Origin of the sequence: Hymenobacter sp. BT559, from assembly GCF_016427535.1 — a bacterium.
Classification (GTDB): Bacteria; Bacteroidota; Bacteroidia; order Cytophagales; family Hymenobacteraceae; genus Hymenobacter.
Map to the genome: position 1 here is coordinate 1 of NZ_JAELXV010000005.1, position 17,668 is coordinate 17,668.

At 57.7% G+C, this 17,668-nt stretch carries 13 protein-coding genes and 1 tRNA gene; 4 read left to right on the top strand and 10 right to left on the bottom strand.

Annotated elements, in window-relative coordinates; translation table 11 throughout:
* Positions 1–756 precede the first annotated feature (756 nt).
* A complete protein-coding gene (locus JAO77_RS16360) occupies positions 757–1,404 on the top strand; it encodes a YARHG domain-containing protein (protein ID WP_198991469.1) in 648 nt (215 codons plus the stop codon).
* Here the strand turns inward: JAO77_RS16360 and JAO77_RS16365 are convergent.
* The 6 genes from JAO77_RS16365 to JAO77_RS16390 all read right to left on the bottom strand — a co-directional run bounded on the left by JAO77_RS16365 (position 1,393) and on the right by JAO77_RS16390 (position 7,625).
* Positions 1,393–2,661, bottom strand: coding sequence for an adenylosuccinate synthase (locus JAO77_RS16365; protein ID WP_198991470.1), 1,269 nt, complete (start codon positions 2,659–2,661; stop codon positions 1,393–1,395). The two genes, JAO77_RS16360 and JAO77_RS16365, sit on opposite strands and share 12 nt — an antisense overlap.
* Positions 2,662–2,761: 100 nt before the next feature.
* A complete protein-coding gene (locus JAO77_RS16370; protein WP_198991471.1) occupies positions 2,762–3,112 on the bottom strand; it encodes an STAS domain-containing protein in 351 nt (116 codons plus the stop codon).
* The gene (locus tag JAO77_RS16375; RefSeq protein ID WP_370550234.1) at positions 3,113–3,559 is read right to left on the bottom strand and encodes a Fur family transcriptional regulator; all 447 of its coding nucleotides are present in this window, start codon (positions 3,557–3,559) and stop codon (positions 3,113–3,115) included.
* A 243-nt stretch (positions 3,560–3,802) separates the two neighbouring features.
* Entirely contained in the window at positions 3,803–4,957 is a 1,155-nt protein-coding gene (locus JAO77_RS16380) for an MFS transporter (RefSeq protein ID WP_198991472.1), read from the bottom strand.
* A 128-nt stretch (positions 4,958–5,085) separates the two neighbouring features.
* Positions 5,086–5,418, bottom strand: coding sequence for a CHY zinc finger protein (locus JAO77_RS24565; RefSeq protein ID WP_198991473.1), 333 nt, complete (start codon positions 5,416–5,418; stop codon positions 5,086–5,088).
* Positions 5,418–7,625 carry a RelA/SpoT family protein gene (locus tag JAO77_RS16390; RefSeq protein WP_198991474.1) on the bottom strand — a complete coding sequence of 736 codons (2,208 nt, stop codon included), beginning with the start codon at positions 7,623–7,625 and terminating at the stop codon, positions 5,418–5,420. Before JAO77_RS16390 ends, JAO77_RS24565 begins: the two co-directional genes overlap by 1 nt.
* Before the next feature lie 194 nt (positions 7,626–7,819).
* On the opposite strand from JAO77_RS16390, the gene JAO77_RS16395 reads away from it, so the two are divergent.
* The 3 genes from JAO77_RS16395 to JAO77_RS16405 all read left to right on the top strand — a co-directional run bounded on the left by JAO77_RS16395 (position 7,820) and on the right by JAO77_RS16405 (position 10,284).
* Positions 7,820–7,901 (top strand) — tRNA-Leu (locus JAO77_RS16395).
* 93 nt (positions 7,902–7,994) lie between these two features.
* The gene (gene tig, locus JAO77_RS16400; protein WP_198991475.1) at positions 7,995–9,329 is read left to right on the top strand and encodes a trigger factor; all 1,335 of its coding nucleotides are present in this window, start codon (positions 7,995–7,997) and stop codon (positions 9,327–9,329) included.
* A 247-nt stretch (positions 9,330–9,576) separates the two neighbouring features.
* Positions 9,577–10,284: a ClpP family protease gene (locus JAO77_RS16405; protein ID WP_286192472.1), complete on the top strand. Its 708-nt coding sequence runs from the start codon at positions 9,577–9,579 to the stop codon at positions 10,282–10,284.
* A 166-nt stretch (positions 10,285–10,450) separates the two neighbouring features.
* Here the strand turns inward: JAO77_RS16405 and JAO77_RS16410 are convergent, their stop codons facing one another.
* The 4 genes from JAO77_RS16410 to JAO77_RS16425 all read right to left on the bottom strand — a co-directional run bounded on the left by JAO77_RS16410 (position 10,451) and on the right by JAO77_RS16425 (position 17,428).
* Positions 10,451–11,674, bottom strand: a complete 1,224-nt coding sequence (locus JAO77_RS16410; RefSeq protein WP_198991476.1) for an alkaline phosphatase — start codon at positions 11,672–11,674, stop codon at positions 10,451–10,453.
* Positions 11,655–12,461, bottom strand: coding sequence for a PI-PLC domain-containing protein (locus JAO77_RS16415; RefSeq protein WP_198991478.1), 807 nt, complete (start codon positions 12,459–12,461; stop codon positions 11,655–11,657). Before JAO77_RS16415 ends, JAO77_RS16410 begins: the two co-directional genes overlap by 20 nt.
* A gap of 111 nt (positions 12,462–12,572) precedes the next feature.
* The gene (locus JAO77_RS16420) at positions 12,573–14,129 is read right to left on the bottom strand and encodes a RagB/SusD family nutrient uptake outer membrane protein (RefSeq protein WP_198991479.1); all 1,557 of its coding nucleotides are present in this window, start codon (positions 14,127–14,129) and stop codon (positions 12,573–12,575) included.
* A 134-nt stretch (positions 14,130–14,263) separates the two neighbouring features.
* Positions 14,264–17,428 (bottom strand): SusC/RagA family TonB-linked outer membrane protein, encoded by a 3,165-nt coding sequence (locus JAO77_RS16425; RefSeq protein ID WP_198991480.1) that lies wholly within the window; start codon positions 17,426–17,428, stop codon positions 14,264–14,266.
* Between the last annotated feature and the right edge of the window lie 240 nt (positions 17,429–17,668).

The following is a 17,668-nucleotide window of genomic DNA, read 5'->3' on the forward strand; positions in this document are numbered from 1 at the left end:
AAATATTCCTACACCTAGGCGAACCTAGGCTGATGTCGAGTGCTATCCTTGCTCGTAGTTGACGTTTGTCTAATTCGTGTCGTTTGGTTGTGTCATGCTTAGTAGGCTTGCGCTTGCTAGCGTGACTCCTCACGTTTTGTCTATTTCCAACATTCAAAGAACGATTGTTGCTTCCAATTGAAGCAACTTGGTGGGCTGCATAGCATCCCATTTCGCTGTTTGCAGCGCCCTATTTTTGATTGGGAGTGCAAAGCTAGTTAAATTTTTTGACTTTCCAAATTCGAAGCGAAAATTTTTTAATTTTTTTCCTTTCTCGTTTTCTAGTCTAACCGCCTCCTTTTGAAGCGGGATGCAAAGGTAAGGAGTGCACTTCCGACTTTGCAAGAGGTTTGAAAAATTTCTTTTTCTAGGTCTTGCGAAGGATGGCACGGTGCCTAAGACACATATACCAGCTGGGGAGTTCCGTGCGCTTTGCTTTTATCTGGGAGACTTGCGTTTTTCCAGGTTTCCAGCGGGCCTGTTGCCGTTTGGGACTGCAAAGATAGGACGACTTTTTAGGCGGGCAAGCGATGGATTACGAAATAAAATGAGTCCGGGTTATAAGTAGCTGGGTTTGGGAGAGAAAAATTTAATCATCTTCCAGTGCCACGCTTCTATTCAATATTATGTTGTTTACAGTGTACTATACGCTTTCTTCAGCTCTGTTTTAGCTTACTACTCTTTGTGTCAGCATCCTACGGATAAACTACGCTGGGTATGGAAGCTATACCAGCATCTGCTTTCACAAAGTGGATTGCTTCAACATCTAAAGCCTACAAAGGCGTTTACCACTTTGGGGAGTCGGAAACCGAGTCAGATTTCGCGCTAGTAGTAAGTGGAGGGATTATTACTGCTCAGATTCGCTCTAGTGAGTGGGCGACCAAGCCGGAGAAATGGCAGAAGATTTATCAGTCACTTACTAATGTTAGAATTGTTGGCAATAAATTCTATTCTAAGGAGACTGAAGGGGACTCCGCACTATTTACTAGTGATGGAAAGAAGACTTACGGGCTGAGAATAGGTAAGCCTTATAGCGGTTCGATGACTAAAGGGCAGTTTGAAGTTGGCGCAAAGACCGGGCTGCTCAGTACTTACTACGAGGGCACCTACCCACAGGCTTCTTACCGAGTCTTGAAACCGACAGACCTTAGTAAATACACTAAGGAACAGTTGGCACTGATGCGTAATGAAGTATTTGCTAGGTATGGGTACGCCTTTTCACACAATGAGCAGATGCGGCGCTATTTCACCAAAAAGGAGTGGTACCAAGTAGAGAAGGTATCTCTGGACTTGGTACTCACTCCTATTGAGAAGAATCTGCTGACTATACAGGCGGCAGAAGCTCAGGCGGGGTTAGCGAAATAGCGTGCTCACGCGGTCGGGACCGACGCTGACGATGCGGATGGGCACTTGCAGCTCCTTTTCGAGGAAGGCTAGGTAGTCTTGCAGAGGCTGTGGGAACTGGGCGGCGTCGGTCACGTGGGTGAGGTCGGTATTCCAGCCGGGGATGGCTTGGTACTCGGGGGTGATGGCTTCGAGCTGGCCGGGGTCGGGCAAGTTGGCGGTGCTTTCGCCGGTGGCGGTGCGGTAGTGGGTGCAGGCTTGGATTTCGGCGAAGCCGTCGAGCACGTCGGCTTTCATGAGGTGCAGTTCGGTGACGCCATTGAGCATAATGGCGTAGCGCAGGGCGGGTAGGTCTATCCAGCCGGTGCGGCGGGGGCGGCCGGTGGTAGAGCCAAACTCGCGGCCGGCTTGGCGGATTTGCTCGCCAACTTCATCATCGAGTTCCGTGGGGAAGGGGCCACTACCAACGCGGGTGCAGTAGGCTTTGGTGATGCCGTAGACCTTGTCGATGTGGCGGGGCGCGATGCCGAGGCCGGTGCAGGCGCCGGCGGCAATGGTGCTCGACGAGGTAACGTAAGGATAGGTGCCAAAGTCGATATCGAGTAGCGAGCCCTGGGCTCCTTCAGCGAGGATGCGCTTGCCTTGCTTCAGCAGGTCGTTGAGCAGAAATTCGGTATCGATGATTTGCAGGGTACGCAGAAACTCGATGGCGGAGAAGAAATCGGCTTCAAACTCGGCAATCTCCAACTCTTTGCCATAGTGGCCGGCGATGCTGGCGTGGTGGGCTACGGCCTCCTTGTAACGCTCTTGGAAATCGGGCAGCAGAATGTGGCTGACGCGTAGGCCTACGCGGCCGATTTTGTCGGAATAGGTGGGGCCGATGCCTTTGAGGGTACTGCCGATTTTGGTGTTGCCACGGGCCTCCTCGCTGATGCGGTCGAGGGCACGGTGGCTAGGCAGGATGAGCTGGGCCTTTTTGGAGAGGTAGAGGTTTTGGCTCCAATCTACTCCCCTATCGGTCAGTTTTTGCAGCTCGCCGCGGAATACGACCGGGTCGAGTACCACGCCGTTGCCGACTACGTTGAGGATGTGGGGGTGGAAGATGCCGCTCGGCACTTGGTGCAGCACGTGCTTCTGGCCGTCGAAGGTAAGGGTGTGGCCGGCGTTGGGGCCACCTTGGAAGCGGGCTACGGCATCGTAGGTGGGGGCTAATACGTCTACGATTTTACCTTTTCCTTCGTCGCCCCACTGGAGGCCTACTAGTACGTCTACGGGCATTTTTACAATTAACAATGAGCAATTAATAATGAGCAGCTACTGACCTGCTGATTAGTAATTACATCGTGAGGTATTCGGGGTTTGGCAAAAAAATAGCCGCCTAGGAGGCGGCTACGGTTAACTGTTGGCGGGCAGCGGCTTGGTCAGCGGCTACAGTGAAAATGTTGTTTAGCTTGGTGAGAGCCAGCATTTTTTTGGGGTGGTCGGCAGGGTTAATAAGCACCATCTCGCCGCCGCGGCTGCGGAACTTGGTGAGCAGCGACACCAGCACGCCGATACCGGTGCTGTTGATGTAGCGGATGCCCGAGAGGTCGACGGCGCAGTTGGTGACGGCCTCGCCTAGGTACTCGTTTACCGAGTCAAGCAATTGCTGAGTGTCGGGGCTGCCGATGAGGTCGCCGGTGAGGGTGAGGTAGAGAACGCCGTCGGCGAGGGTGCTGGTGGTGGTCATCTACTTGGTGGGCTCGGGGGCGGGGTGGGCGGCAGCTTTGGCACGGCAGTCGCCGCAAATGCCGTACAAATTTAGGGAGTGATGCAGAATATGAAAATTCAGCAGGTCGCCGACCATTGTTTGGATACCGTGGATACGGGGGTCGCAAAACTCAACCACCTTGTGGCATTCGGTGCAGATAACGTGGTCGTGCTGGCGGTAGCCGTAGCTTTTTTCGTACTGCGCGAGGTTGCGACCAAACTGATGCTTGCTCACAAGGCCTTGCTCAACAAGCAAATCCAGGGTATTATACACTGTGGCACGGCTCACCTGCAAGTTGCGCTCTTTCATGCCGGCGTAAAGCTCCTCCACATCGAAGTGACCCGAGCGGGCATAGATTTCTTCGAGGATGGCATAGCGCTCAGCAGTTTTGCGGAGGCCTTTATTTTCGAGGTGGGCGGTGAAGATTTTCTTAACTTCTTCGAGACGGTCGGTATTGAGCGTAGCTTGGCTGGCGGCGCTGGGCGCGTGGCGGGCGGCGTAGCCAGTCTCGGTAGAGCCGCCTAGGCTAGAGCCGGGGCCGCTGGTGGGCACCGGAGCGGGTGGGGCGTGGAGGTCGGTTTTCACGATAGTTACTTATTATATAGTATCGGTTGCTTGGCTAGTATTACTACAAAGCTACTACCGCTAAGATTCATACCTAGGTCGAGGTTAGTCGGCTGTGGCGGGGCGGGCCAGAGCTGCTACTGCCAACCCCATAACAGCGATAATGGCGAATGATACTCGCAGGTTAGTCGCACCGGCCACCAGCCCGATGAGTGGCGGACCGAGCAGAAACCCGGCAAAACCCACTGTCGAAACGGCTGCTAGCGCCACACCGGCCGGCATAGTGCGCGAGCGGCCCGCCGCGCTGTACACTAACGGCACCACCGACGACACCCCTAGGCCTACTAGCATGAAACCTAGGGATGCTAGTAGAAGTGTCGGAAACGCCACAGCAATCGATAAGCCCACTGTAGTCAACAATCCGCTGAGCTGCAAGGTCCGTGAGCGGCCAAACTTATCGGTAAACCAGTCGGCGATGAAGCGGCCGGTCGCCATCATAGCCATAAAGACTGAGAAGCCAATGCCTACCTGCGCTTTTTCGGCCAGCACTACCTTTTTGAAATACACGCCGCTCCAATCGAACATAGTGCCTTCGGAGAGTAGCGAGCAAAAGGCCAGTACACCTAGGAGCATCAGGCCTTTATCAGGCAATACAAAAATGGGTTGGTCGGCGGGGCTAGGAGCATCGGCCGGCACTAGATAAGGGCGCATCAGGGCCACGCCCAGCCAGATGAAAAGGGCCATGCCGGTGAAGTGCTGAAGCGGTGATATTCCCCAACCTATCATGGCCGTACCTAGGGCAGCCCCTACGAAGCCGGCTAAGCTCCAGATACCGTGAAACGTAGCTAGGATGGACTTGCCATAAATGGCCTCCACCCCTACCCCTTGGGTGTTGACGCTAATATTGGCCATGTTGCTGCCGAAGCCGAACAGCACGAGCGCGGCCAGCAGTTGCGGCACATTCTGGGCCAGGCCCAACAACGGCAGCGCCCCGGAGTAGAGCAGCACGGCCAGCACCGTCATGGTGCGGCTGCCGTGCTTGGCCACCAGCCAGCCCGTGATGGGCAGCGACGCGATAAGGCCCACTGGCACCGCCAGCAGCACACCACCCAACTCGGTTTCGGAGAGATGCATCTTTTGCTGCACCGTAGGGATGCGCGAGGCCCAGGTCGAAAAACACAGGCCCTGCAATAGGAAGGAGGCGCTCACGGCCAGCCGATGCACGTGGCGGGGCCGGGTAGCGGCAATGGAAGCTTGCATACGGGGACTACGCCCAGTGGGCGAAGTAGCCTAGGTGCCAGAGCAACCTAGGGCTTTAAATAAACGAACTGATATGAATGGGAGGCGATAGTGGGAATTCCTGCTACGGGTAGTAGCAGCGGATAAGATTACATTTCGAAGTACAGCGGATAATGATTGGCGCAGCCAGGGTTGAAAGCGGCCTGGCATAGCGGGCACGTATTCTCGCAGGCCAAATATTCGCTGATGCTCAACGTACTGCGGCAGTTACCACATAAAATGGCTTCAGTGTTGCGCTCGGTTTTCTTCCACACAACCGGCGCGTGTCCCGCTAGTTCGTTGTGGCACTCAATACAAGCGTAAAAAGTGCCGCAGCACTTATGCTTAATAGCGATGATATCGCGCTCGGAATGGTAGTGAGCGCACTGCGTGCGGGCGTTCGCGCCGCGGCCGTGGACTTGTATGTTAGTAGCGGTAGTCATTACGAATCGAACCGTTCTACTTGCAGCACGCCATTGACCCGGCTGAGGCGCTGAATGAGCTTGTTGAGGTGGTCGGTATCATTGACAAAAACCAAGATTTGCCCCTCGAAGAATCCGTCATTAGCTTCCACTGTGATGGAGCGCATATTTACTTTCAACGCCGTTGATATAATGCGCGTTACGTCATTTACGATACCTACCCGGTCAGAGCCTTTGAAGCGGATGCCAGCCAGGAAAGCGAGTTCGAGCTGGTCAGTCCATTTGGCGCGTACGATGCGGTTGCCGTAATTCGACATGAGGTCGACGGCGCGGTGGCAACTGGTGCGGTGGATGATGAGGCCGGTTTCAGTTTCGAAGCCGAATACATCGTCGCCTGGGATGGGGTTGCAGCAGCGCGCCAGACTGTGGTTGAACTTGTCGGTGCGCTCGCCGACTACCAGCATATTGGGGTGCAAGCCCCTGATTTTCTGAATCTCGCTGTCGAATTTCTTCGGCTCCAGCACCGAGGGGCGCGGCGAAATAAAGCCCTCCTGCCGAAACAGATTTTCTCGTATTTCGCGGCCGTCGAGTTGCCCCATTGCCAAGCGGAAATAGAATTCCTGGGGTGTAGGCGCATTGAAATAAGTCATCACCCGCTGGAAGTTTTCGGGCGTGTTGTCGACCCCAATCAACTCGAGCCGCTTTTCATAGATGAACTTGCCATCGTCGGCCTTCGAGCGCTTGTCGTCGCGCAGAAAGTCCTTGATGCGCGTCTTGGCTTTGCTGGTAATCACGTAGTTAAGCCACTCAGCCGTAGGCTTCTGCTTGTGCGAGGTCAAAATCTCGACCTGGTCGCCGTTGCGTAGCTTGTAGCTGAAAGGCTCCAACTTTTGGTTGACTTTGGCACCTAGGCAACGCAGGCCGATGTGAGTGTGAATGTCGAACGCAAAATCGAGCGCCGTCGCCTTTTCGGGGAGGATGATGAGCTTGCCCTTGGGCGTGAAGGTGTAAACCTCTTTCACGAAGAGGTTTTGCCGGAACTCGTCCATGAATTCTAGCGCGCTGGAATTGTTGGTTTCCAGCATTTCGCGCACGCGGTTCACCCAGGCTTCGAGTGTGCTCTCGGGCTGGAGGCTGCCGGTGTCCTTGTATTTCCAGTGCGCGGCGTAGCCTTTTTCGGCAATATCGTCCATGCGCCGCGAGCGGATTTGCACCTCTACCCACTGACCGGGGTGCGACATCACGGTAGTATGCAAACTCTCGTAGCCGTTGGCTTTGGGCGTGCTCACCCAGTCGCGTAGGCGGTCGGGGTTTGGCTGGTAGAAGTCGGTTACAATGGAATAAACCTGCCAGCAGGCAGCCTTTTCCTGGTCGTGCGGCACATCGAGAATAATGCGAATAGCAAACAGGTCGTACACCTCCTCAAAGGTCACGTTTTGCTTGCGCATCTTCTTGAGAATCGAATAGATGCTTTTAGGCCGGCCCTTTATTTCGTAGCTGAAGCCTTGGGCTTTCAACTCCTCATCAATGGGCTGCACAAACTCCTTGATGAAGCGATTGCGGGCGCTCTGGCTCTGCTTAACCTTGCCGCGCAGGTCGGTGTAAATCTCAGTGTCCGTGTACTTTAGATGCAGATCTTCGAGCTCCGTTTTGATGGCGTAGAGACCTAGGCGGTGCGCCAGCGGGGCGTATAGGTAGATAGTTTCCGACGCGATTTTGAGCTGCTTGTGGCGCGGCATCGAGTCGAGCGTCCGCATGTTGTGTAGGCGGTCGGCTAGTTTGATGAGGATAACGCGCACATCCTCGCTCAGCGTGAGTAGCATCTTGCGGAAGTTCTCGGCCTGCTCACTGGTGCCCTGCTCAAATACGCCCGAAATCTTGGTCAGCCCATCCACGATGCGGGCCACTTTTGGACCAAAATCACGCTCTACGTCCGAAATTTCGGTGGGCGTGTCTTCTACTACGTCGTGCAAGAGGGCCGCCACGATGCTGGTCGTACCCAGGCCAATTTCCTCCACCGCAATCTGAGCCACGGCCAGCGGGTGCAGGATGTAGGGCTCGCCCGACTTGCGGCGCATGTCTTTATGCGCCTCCAGGCTTTGGTTGAAGGCTTTCTTAATCAGCTTAGCATCATTACCTTGCAGGTAGGGCTTGGCGGTGCGGAGCAGGCGGCGGTACTGGCGCAAAATTTCCTGGCGCTCAGCTTCGAGGTCGATAACGGGAGACATAATACTATAACTAACAAGCGGGAAAGCAGAAAAGTGGCTGCCAATATAGCGGATGACTAGGTGCTGCTATCTGCATACGGAACTAGCAGTATTTTTAATCTATTGCAAAAGTTTAGAATCATTTTTTGCACAGACATAATTTCGTGAGTACCTTTGCGGCCCCGCAGCGAACGAGCAAGCGGGCAGCCAAACAAGCGGATGTGGCGAAATTGGTAGACGCGCCAGATTTAGGCTCTGGTTCCTTACGGTGTGTGGGTTCGAGTCCCTCCATCCGCACTTGTTTTTAACAAAACAGGCCCCTGGCTAAGTAGTTAGGGGCTTTTTTTTTAACCTTTCCCGACTGGCAAGCACCAGCTTGCTCCCACCGTTTTGAATATTACGCTTGACCGCAATGAGGAGCAGCTAACCGGGCTGCTGAACGTGCATCTCGACGAGGCTGACTACAGCGACGCTGTAGAAAAGCAAATCAAGGAAACCAGCAAAAAAGCGCAATTCAAGGGTTTCCGCCCCGGCAAAGTGCCGGCTGGTCTGGTGCGCAAAATGTACGGCAAAGGCATTTTGGCCGACGAAATCAATCGCCTGCTGGGTCAGAGCGTGGATTCGTACCTGAAGGACAACAACGTAAAAATCCTGGGCGAGCCGATTCCGGTACCTAGCGATGTAGACTTCGATACCGCTAAGTCGTTCGACTTCCAGTTTGAGCTAGGCCTGCTGCCCGACTTCGAGTTGCCCGCTGACCAGCAGCTGGAAATTAAGCGCTCGGCCGTGAGCATTGATGATGCTACGCTGGCTGAGACCAACGAGCAGATTGTTCGTCAATTTGGCGAAACCACCAACCCCGAGGCTTCGGAGGCGAACGACTACCTGCTGGGCAAGCTGAAAAAGGCTGGCGAAGAAGGTGAAGGCCTGAGCGTATTGCTGCCCATCAACAAGGTAACGAACGGCCAGGAGCAGTTCGTGGGCGTGAAAGACGGCGACACGGTAACGTTTAACCTGAGCGCTGCTTTCGGCGGCGACGCTAGCGCCATCCGCAACTTCACTGGCATGAGCCGCGAGGAAGCTGCCGCTGTAACTGGCAAGTACGAGCTGGCTGTTGAGAAAATCAACCGCACGGCTGCCCCCGAAGAAAATCAGGAGCTGTTTGACAAAGTATTCGGCCCCGAGACGGTTTCTTCGAAAGAGGAGTACGACGCTAAAATCCGCGAGACGATTCAGCAGAACTACGACCGTGAGTCGGATAACCTGGTAAACCGCAAGCTCATCGACGCGCTGATTGACAACACGACCATTCAGATTCCGACCGAGTTCTTCAAGAAATGGCTAGTGCGTGCCAACGAAGGCAAGCTCGACGCCGCTACCGTAGAGCAGCACTACTCGGACTACGAGCGTGAGCTGAAGTGGAGCCTCATCCGCAACAAAGTGGTAGAAGACATGGGCCTCAAAGTAGAGACCGATGAAATCCGTAACCGCGTGCTGGACAAAATCCTAGGTCAATTTGGCGGTGGCATGCAGCTGACCGACGAGATGCGCCAGGGCATGGTTGGCTTTGCTGACAACTACCTCAAGCAGGAGAATGGCAAAAACTACGTGCAGGAGTACGAGGCCATTCTGGCAGAGAAAGTAGTGGAAGCCCTGCGTGGCAAAGTTGTTGTTACGGATGAACCCGTAACGGCCGAAGAATTCCGCAACCAGAACGAGGGCTAAGCCCTAGGTTGGTTAAAGATTAAAAAAGCCCTTACGCCCCGCGTAAGGGCTTTTTTGTTGTTCATTTACACCGCTTGTTCTTACACGCGTAGCGAGGCAATTGCACCTGTCGAACGTTGCTGTTCGGAGGCGCTTGCTTGGCTACGCCTGCAGGGACAGAGAAAGTAAGTTGACAACATTCGGCCGCCGCGTCCGTCTTTTGTTTTTGAACACGGGCCAGCGCAAGCTTACCCTACATTTTTACCCAATGCTGAATAAACAAGAATTTCGCAAATTTGCCGTTAAGCATCAAGGGCTTAGCGGGTTGGGTGTTGACCAGTACATCCAGCACGTAGAGGGCCAGACGCGCGGTGGGCTTATCCTGCCGACTAACATGACCCGCTCGGTTATCGAGGAGCGTCCGCAGAACTTCCGCGAAATCGACGTGTTTTCGCGCCTCATCATGGACCGTATCGTATTCCTAGGTACGGCCGTGGATGACTACATCGCCAACATCCTGACGGCACAGATGCTGTTCCTGGAGTCGGCCGACTCGAAGAAGGATATCCTGCTGTATATCAACTCGCCCGGTGGCTCGGTATACGCTGGCCTCGGCATCTACGATACTATGCAGTACGTGAACCCCGACGTGGCTACCATCTGCACGGGCCTCGCGGCCTCGATGGGTGCCGTGCTGCTCGCCGGTGGTGCCAAAGACAAGCGTTCGGCCCTGCCCCACGCTCGCGTGATGATTCACCAGCCTTCGGGCGGCGCACAAGGCCAATCGACGGACATCGAAATCACGGCCCGCGAGATTCTGAAGCTCAAGAAGGAGCTGTATGACATTCTGGCAAAACACTCGGGCAAAACGTACCAGGAAATCTACGACAACTCGGAGCGCGACTACTGGATGCGCGCTGATGAGGCCAAAGAGTACGGTCTGATTGACGAGGTACTGGAGAAAAAGCCTGCCTAGACCGCAGATTCAAACGGATTTGTAGGATTTAACGGATACGCCTGCTGCGCAGGCTGGCTATGCGATACGAGAATGCCCTGGCTTTGCGGCCAGGGCATTTTTTGTGTAGCGCAGACTTTCAGTCCGCAAGTGGCAATGCGTTGCGCTTGTGGACTGAAAGTCCGCGCTATTTCCAACCTAGTGCCTGCTTAATGCGGGCGTAAATCTCCGTGTTCTGGTACATGCCAGTGAAAAGCTCGCTGCCGGGACCGTAGGCAAAGACAGGGACCATTACGGCAGAGTGCTTATTGGTGGAAAAGCGGGCTGTTACCTGGCCTTCGGCCATGCCACCGTCAATGATGCTGTAGCCGCCGGTTTCGTGGTCGGCGGTGACGACGACGAGGGTTTCGCCGTTGGCGGCGGCGAAAGCGAAGGCACGGCCTACCTGCTGGTCGAAGTCGAGGACTTCCTGCACGTTGTAGGTCGTGTTGTTGAAGTGGCCGGCGTCGTCGATTTGCGAGCCTTCAACCATCAAGAAGAAGCCATTTTTGTTGCGGCCGAGCAGGTCGAGGGCTTTGGTTACGCCTAGGGTCATGTAGGCGGCGGTGCGCTCGGGCATGCGGGGCGGGCCGGTTTCGGCTAGCAAGGCAATGGCTTTGGGCGTGGTGAGGGCCTGGGCGGCGGCGGGCGTGGTGGCTACCTGGTAGCCTTGGGCGCGGTATTGGGCCAGCAGGTCTACGCCATCCTGGCGGTGGGCGAAGTACTTAAGGCCGCCAGCGTACATAAAGTCGATGGGTGCGGCGGGGAATTTGGCGGCGATGGCCTCGGGCTGGTTGCGGTCGGGGTGCGTGATGGCAAAGGCGGCGGGCGTAGCATCGGTCAATTCGCAAGCCGCCACCAGGCCAGTGGCCTTGCCGTGCTCGCGGGCCTCCCACATGATGCTGCGGAAGGTGTGACCCGCAGAATCAACGCCTAGGGCGCCGTTGTAGGTCTTGTGGCCAGTGGCCATCGCGGTGGCACTGGCCGCTGAGTCAGTAATCTTGCCATATTGGTTGCAGGTGATAGACAGGCCGGTGGCCTGCGCCTGCTGCATGTAGAGCTGGCCGTGGTTGGCAATGAGGCCGCCCGTGACCTGAGCCGGACCCATGCCGTCGCCGATAAGCAGAATAACGTTTTTAATTGGCTTCCTAGGTCCGGCGTAGGGCCGGAGCGCGGGCACGGTGTAGGCGGGCTTCGCGGCCGTGTATTCACGCTTATAGAGCGGCTCCTCGACGGGCGGGGCTTTGTCGGGCTGGTGCTTGATGGCCTCGATAACAGCGCTACGGGCGGGGGGTGTAGCGGGCGTTTGGGCGTGAGCTGCTACGGGCAGGCCGCAGACTAGCAGCAGTAGCTTATGATTTAGCTTGGGCATCAATAACTTGTTTTAGTTCGGCTAGCTCGTCGGCCCCGACCAGCACGGCGGGGTAGCGGAGCAAGGCGGCCCACACAGCGCGGCGCTGGGCGGGCGTGGCGGCGGGTGTATTCCAAAAGCGGATTTTTTGGCCGGTGCGCTGGGCCTGGTCGTTCCAGGTGCGGAGGCGGGCGGCCTCGGCGGCAGGCATGGGGCCCAGGCCGTTCCACTTGAAGTAGGTGGCCCAGTCGCCATTTACGGTACAAATATGGGCGGCTTGAGCGGCCCCTAGGTCGGCTAGCTGACCATCCAAGAACACAAGTGCCTCGGGGTCGGCCAGCACCTCGGCGCGGGGGTAGCCGCCGGTGAGGATGACGCGCACGCCGGCCGGGCGCAGGTGGCGGGGCGTGGAAAGCAGGTCGCGGTAGCGGGCCAGTACCTGCCGCAGCCGGGCGTAGGTGGCAGGGCCGTCGTTTTTAAAATCAACAAACAGCCACAGTTCAGCGGGCTTAGTGTAGAAGCTCTGCGTTTGCTGAATTTTGCGCAGCGGGTCGAGGTAGAGGCTTTGTAGAGTAATAGCGCGGCGCAAGGCGGCGGGCTCGTGGCCCACTTGCAGGGTCGTGTCGATTAAGAATATGTCGGCTTCTACACTTTTAAAGCCTAGTTGGAGGGCGTCGTAGAGCGGATGTGGGCGCCAGTAGTCGTTATGCGAGTGGCCTTGGTTGAGGGGTGGCGCGGGGCGGAAGGTGGGAGTTTGAGTTGGGAGGAAAGCGAGGAGGGCGGCGAGGAGAATATGCGTAATAGGCATAGTAGGGTTATTTTTAGTTACTCGCCTAATGTGGGCGCCTCACCCCTAGCCCTCTCTTTGGAGAGGGGCTAGGGGTGAGGCGCCCACATGGGCACGTCTTAAAGTTGTCTACTACCAGCCTTGGTTCTGCTGAATCTGCGAGTTCACCACGTCGTTCGGCGGGATGGGCCACACGTTGTGAATAGCGGGGTTAAAAGTGCGCGCCGGCCATACCGTCACAACCGTGAAGGTCGAGTTGGGGTCGGTTTTATTGGCGTAGTCGCGGCCGGTTTGGGGGCGGGCATAGGTGGCCTGGGCATCACCCCAGCGCACGAGGTCGGCGTGGCGGTCGGCAAACTCGCCGGCTAGCTCTACTCGGCGCTCCTGCTTGAGGTCGGCGAGGGTAGCGCCGGTTTTGGGGGCCAGGCCGGCGCGCTGGCGCACGGCGTTGAGGGCCGCGTCGCCGCTTTTGCCCTGGCGAATTTGGGCTTCGGCTTTCAGCAGCAGCACCTCGGCATAGCGCATGAGGGGCACGTTGAGGTCGGTGGTGGGCTTGTCACCGTTGGCGTTAACATGGTCGCTGACGGGGGTGGTGAAGGGGTCCATGTACTTGCTGAACTGGAAGCCCGTGAGCGAGTTGCTGGAAGCGTAGCGGCGCGTTTGGCCCAGGTACTGAAAGGTGTCGCCGAAGGTCATCACGGTGGCGTCGCGGCGTGGGTCGCCGGTTTCGAAGGCCTGGTACAGCTCCAGCGTGGGGTGGAAGTAGCCCCAGCCGTTGTACTGGCCCCAGCCTTTGTTTTCGAGCAGCACGCCGGGCAGAATGCTGCCATCTTGCTTACCCGATACTACCGACCAGATGTATTCCTTCGACCAGTTATTGCTGATGGTGAATACATTGTGGAAGTCTTTACTGGGCTGGCCGGTGTTAATGAGCCCGCGGCCCGAGCCAGAGTTGGCCACGGCATCGGCGGCGGCTTCGGCGGCGGCCCACTTCGTATTGTCGTACTGCGCCCAGTAGGCGTAGGTTTTGGTGAGGTAGGCCAAGGCGGCGTCTTTGTGGGCGCGGCCCAGGTCGGTGCCCTGGTAGGTAGTTACGAGGGGCAGTAGGTCGGCGGCTTTCTTGAAGTCCTGCTCCATCAGCTGGTAATTCTCGATGACGCTGGCGGGGCGCGGAAACAGCGCCTGGTCCATGTTGGCCTCGGTCACAATGGGCACGCCGGCGCGCTGGTCGCCATAGCGGGTGGCGATGTGGAAGTAGCTGAACCCGCGCATAAAGTACGCCTCGCCCAAAATACGATTCTTGAGGCTGCTGCTGATGTTCATGCCAGGCACGTTCTTCAGCACCTCGTTGCAGCGGCGGATGACGCGATACGAGTAGCCGTACATCTTATTGATGTCGCCCTCTGAGCCGGTGGCCGTGAAATTGCGGGTGTTAGCGGCGGTGGCGCGGGTGCGGCCAGTCACCATGTCGTCGGAGGCGTTGATGAGCCAGAAGAAGCCCCGGCCGAACATGTCATCGTTGTTCATATAGCCATACAGGGCCGTGGAGGCTGCCACGGCATCGGCCTCGCTCTGCCAGAAATTGGCATACGTGACCGTGCCCTGGGGCGTGAGGTCGGTGAACTGGTCTTTGCAGCCAGTGGCGGTACCTAGGAGTAGGGTGGCGCAGATATAGGCGGAGAATTTCATAGAGAGTAGATAATTAAGAAGGTGTTGTGCGGACTTTGTAGTCCGCGTATATCCGGGCAGAGTCGTGCGGACTTTATTCCCCGCTTCCGTCTGGCTGTTCGCTAGCGGACGCGGACTACAAAGTCCGCGCAACATCAGATGCCCATATTCAGGCCCACCGTGAGCGTGCGGGGCACCGGGTACGCGCCCTGGTCCAAGCCGCGATTGCCCACCTCAGGGTCCATGCCAGTGTATTTGGTGATGGTGAATAGGTTCTCGACCGTCATGTAGAGGCGCAGGCTGGCGCCGTTGCGGATGCGGCTGGTGAGGCCGGCGGGCAGCGTGTAGCCCACCATCAGGTTTTTGAGGCGCAGGTACGAGCCATCTTCCAGAAACCAGTCAGAGGGCTGGCTGAAGTTCTTATTTGAGTCGTTGAGCGAGAGGCGCGGAACGGTGGCGTCGGGGTTGTCGGGGGTCCAGGCGCCGAGCACGCGGCTATCGAGGTTGTAGCCTTGCAGGCCGGCGTTGTAAGTCGAGAACTTGTAGGCGTTAAAGAGATTCACACCGCTCACGCCCTGCCACAGCATGCTGATATCGAAGCCCTTCCACTGGCCGCTGAGGGTGAGGCCGTAGGTGCGTTTGGGCATGGCGTTGCCCATGTACACGCGGTCGTTGTCGTCGATTTTACCATCGCCGTTGGCGTCTTTAAACTTCAGGTCGCCGGGCTTGGCGTTGGGCTGAATCTGGTTGCCGTCGGCCGTTTTGTAGGCGGCGATGTCCTGGGCGCTCTTGAAAATACCGTCGGTCTGGATGAGGTAGTAGGCGTAGAGCGGCTGGCCCACCGTCGAGCGGAAGGGGTAGAGCTGCGAGCGCACGTTTTCGCCGTGGGCGATGAAGGGGCTGCCGTAGCCGTCGAGGTCTTTCACCTCGTTTTTCAGCAGCGTCAGGTTGCCATTGGCCTGGTACTTAAACTCGCCCACCTGGCCGTTGTAGCCCAGGCTCAGCTCCAGACCTTTGTTGAGCACGGTGCCCACGTTGGAAGTCGGGCCCTCCCCTACCCCGCTGCTGGGGTTGGGGGCCACCGGCAGGATGAGGCCGCGGGTGTATTTCTGGAAATAATCGACCGTGAAGGTGAGGCGGTCGTTGAGCACGCTCATGTCGAGGCCAGCATCGAAGGTTTCCGAGCGCTCCCATTTCAGGCTGGGGTTCGACTGCTTGTTGAGGTAGTAGCCGTTGGTGTAGTTCGGATTAGACCCTAGGTAGGACTGCCCCACCACCAGCGGCACGTTGTAGGCGTAGTAGTCAACCGACTGAATATTACCAATCTGGCCCCATGAAGCGCGCAATTTTAGGGTCTGAAACACGCGGTTGCCGATAAACGACTCCGACGAGAGCTTCCACGCCCCCGAGATGGCCGGGAAGAAGTCGGCGTTATGAGTGGCGAGGCGCGAGGTGCGGTCGCGGCGCAGGCTGCCGCTCACGAAGTAGCGGTCGTCGTAGCTGTAGGTGAGGCGGCCGATGGCCGAAGTCAGAGCATCTTGGTACACGCTGCTGCTGGGGCGCACCACGGCTTCCTTGGCGTTGCCTAGGTACTGGTACCAGCTGTCTTCGCGGTCGAAGTTCTGCACCTGCACGCCCCAGTACTCGTAGTTGGTGCGCTGGGCCGAGTATACGGCCGTGAGGTCGAGTACGTGCTTGCCGAAGTTCTTGACGTAGCCTACCTGGTTGTCCCAAATCCACTTGTTCCGGCTTTCCTCGCTCTGGCTCAAGTAGTTCATGGTATTGGAGCGGCCCGGCTCCGGGATGCGGGGGTCGAAGCGCTTGTAGTCGTTGCGCAGCAAATCGATGCTGAAGCTGCTGCGCACGCGCAGGCCATCTAGCGGCCGGTACTCGAGGTAGCCGATGCCGTTGAGATTGAGGCTGGGGCTAGTGATGGTGGGGCGCAAGAGCAACGCCACCGGGTTGTACACGTCGCCGTAGGCGCCGGCAAACTGAAACGCTGGGGCAGGTGACATCGGCGTGACGCCGCCAAACGTACCGTCCGCGTTATACACCGGCGCGGCCGAGGGCATGTAAAGGGCGTTGATAATGGCCCCCGAGTACGAGCTGGACGTGTTGGCACCCTGGCCGCTGGTCTGGTTGATGTACACGTTTTGGCCCACCGTCACCTTACTTCCTAGGTCGTAGTCCGACTTGAGGCGCAGTGTATAGCGCTTGAGTTTGGTGCCAATGAGCAGGCCCTCGCGGTCGTGGTAGCCAAACGAGGCTAGGTAGTGGCCAGTGCCACTGCCGCCGCTCACGCTGGCATTCAGGTTATAAATGCTACCGGTGCGGAAAATCTCGTCTATCCAGTTGGTGCGCGTGGTTTGGCCCCAGGGGTTTTTGGTGGCGTCGTGGGCGTCGAGGCGGGCGCGGCCGTCATTGTCGGCGGCTTGGTTATAGGCGGCGGCCTGCTGGGGGGCAGTCAGGGCCTGCGGCAGCTTGTAGGCCGACTGCCAGCCCTGGTAGGTGTCGATGGTGACGCGCGGCGCGCCCTCGCGGCCAGCCTTGGTCGTTATTACAATCACGCCCGAAGCGGCCTGCGCGCCGTAGATGGCGGCCGCGGCGGCGTCTTTCAGCACCGTGATGCTGGCGATATCGTTGGGATTCAGCGGCCCGCCGTAGTAGGGCATACCATCGACCACGTAGAGCGGGGGCTCGGCATTTACCGAGCCCCCGCCGCGAATGACGACGCTAGCCGTGGCCGTGGGGTCGCCGGAGTTCTGCTGCACCGTCACGCCGGCCAGGTTGCCTTGCAGCATGTCCTGCACGTTAGTGATGGGGCGGCTGGCCTGCTTCTCGGCGTTGGGCAGCGAGGCAATGGCCGTAGTCAGGTTGTCGCGCTTGGCCGTGCCGTAGCCAATAACTACTACGTCATTTAGTCCCTGGGGCGCTTCCTTCAGGGTAATGGTTAGGCCGGCCTCGCCGTTATACGCCACTTCCTGGCTGGCGTAGCCTACGTAGGACAACATCAACACCACGGGCTTACCGGCTGGCGCGTCAAGCGTAAACTGGCCTTCCGCATTGGTAGCGGTGCCGATGCTGGTACCTTTGAGCACCACCGTCACGCCCGGCATGGGCTGGCCAGCCGCGTCGCGCACGGTACCCGAAACGGGCTGGCCGGCGGCCACCAGAGCCCCTAGGGTAGAGGAGGAAGCAGGCAGCGCCGCCAGCGCCGCCGTGGGCACCAGAGTGGCCGCGCTCAGCCCTAGGGCCGCCAGGGCCACGGGGCCAGCGGGCGCGTTAAGTAATCGGCGGCGCAGAGGTAGGGATGCAGTCAAGGCGAACTATAAAAGAGTGAGATAAGGCAGCAAGAACTCGAGCCCAACCGTTGATTTTTAGGCACAAGCGCACCCGTTGCCCCAAGGAGGGCAGGTAGCCAAATACCCGCAGTAGCGTGGGCCGCTGACCGGCCAGTGCCTAGGTCAGCGCGAGGGGGAGAATCAGAGAAGAACCGTAGGGCATTAATCGCCAGCAAGCAAGTGGCTTTGTGCGGGACAAAGGTCGGGCTAGGCTGTTGG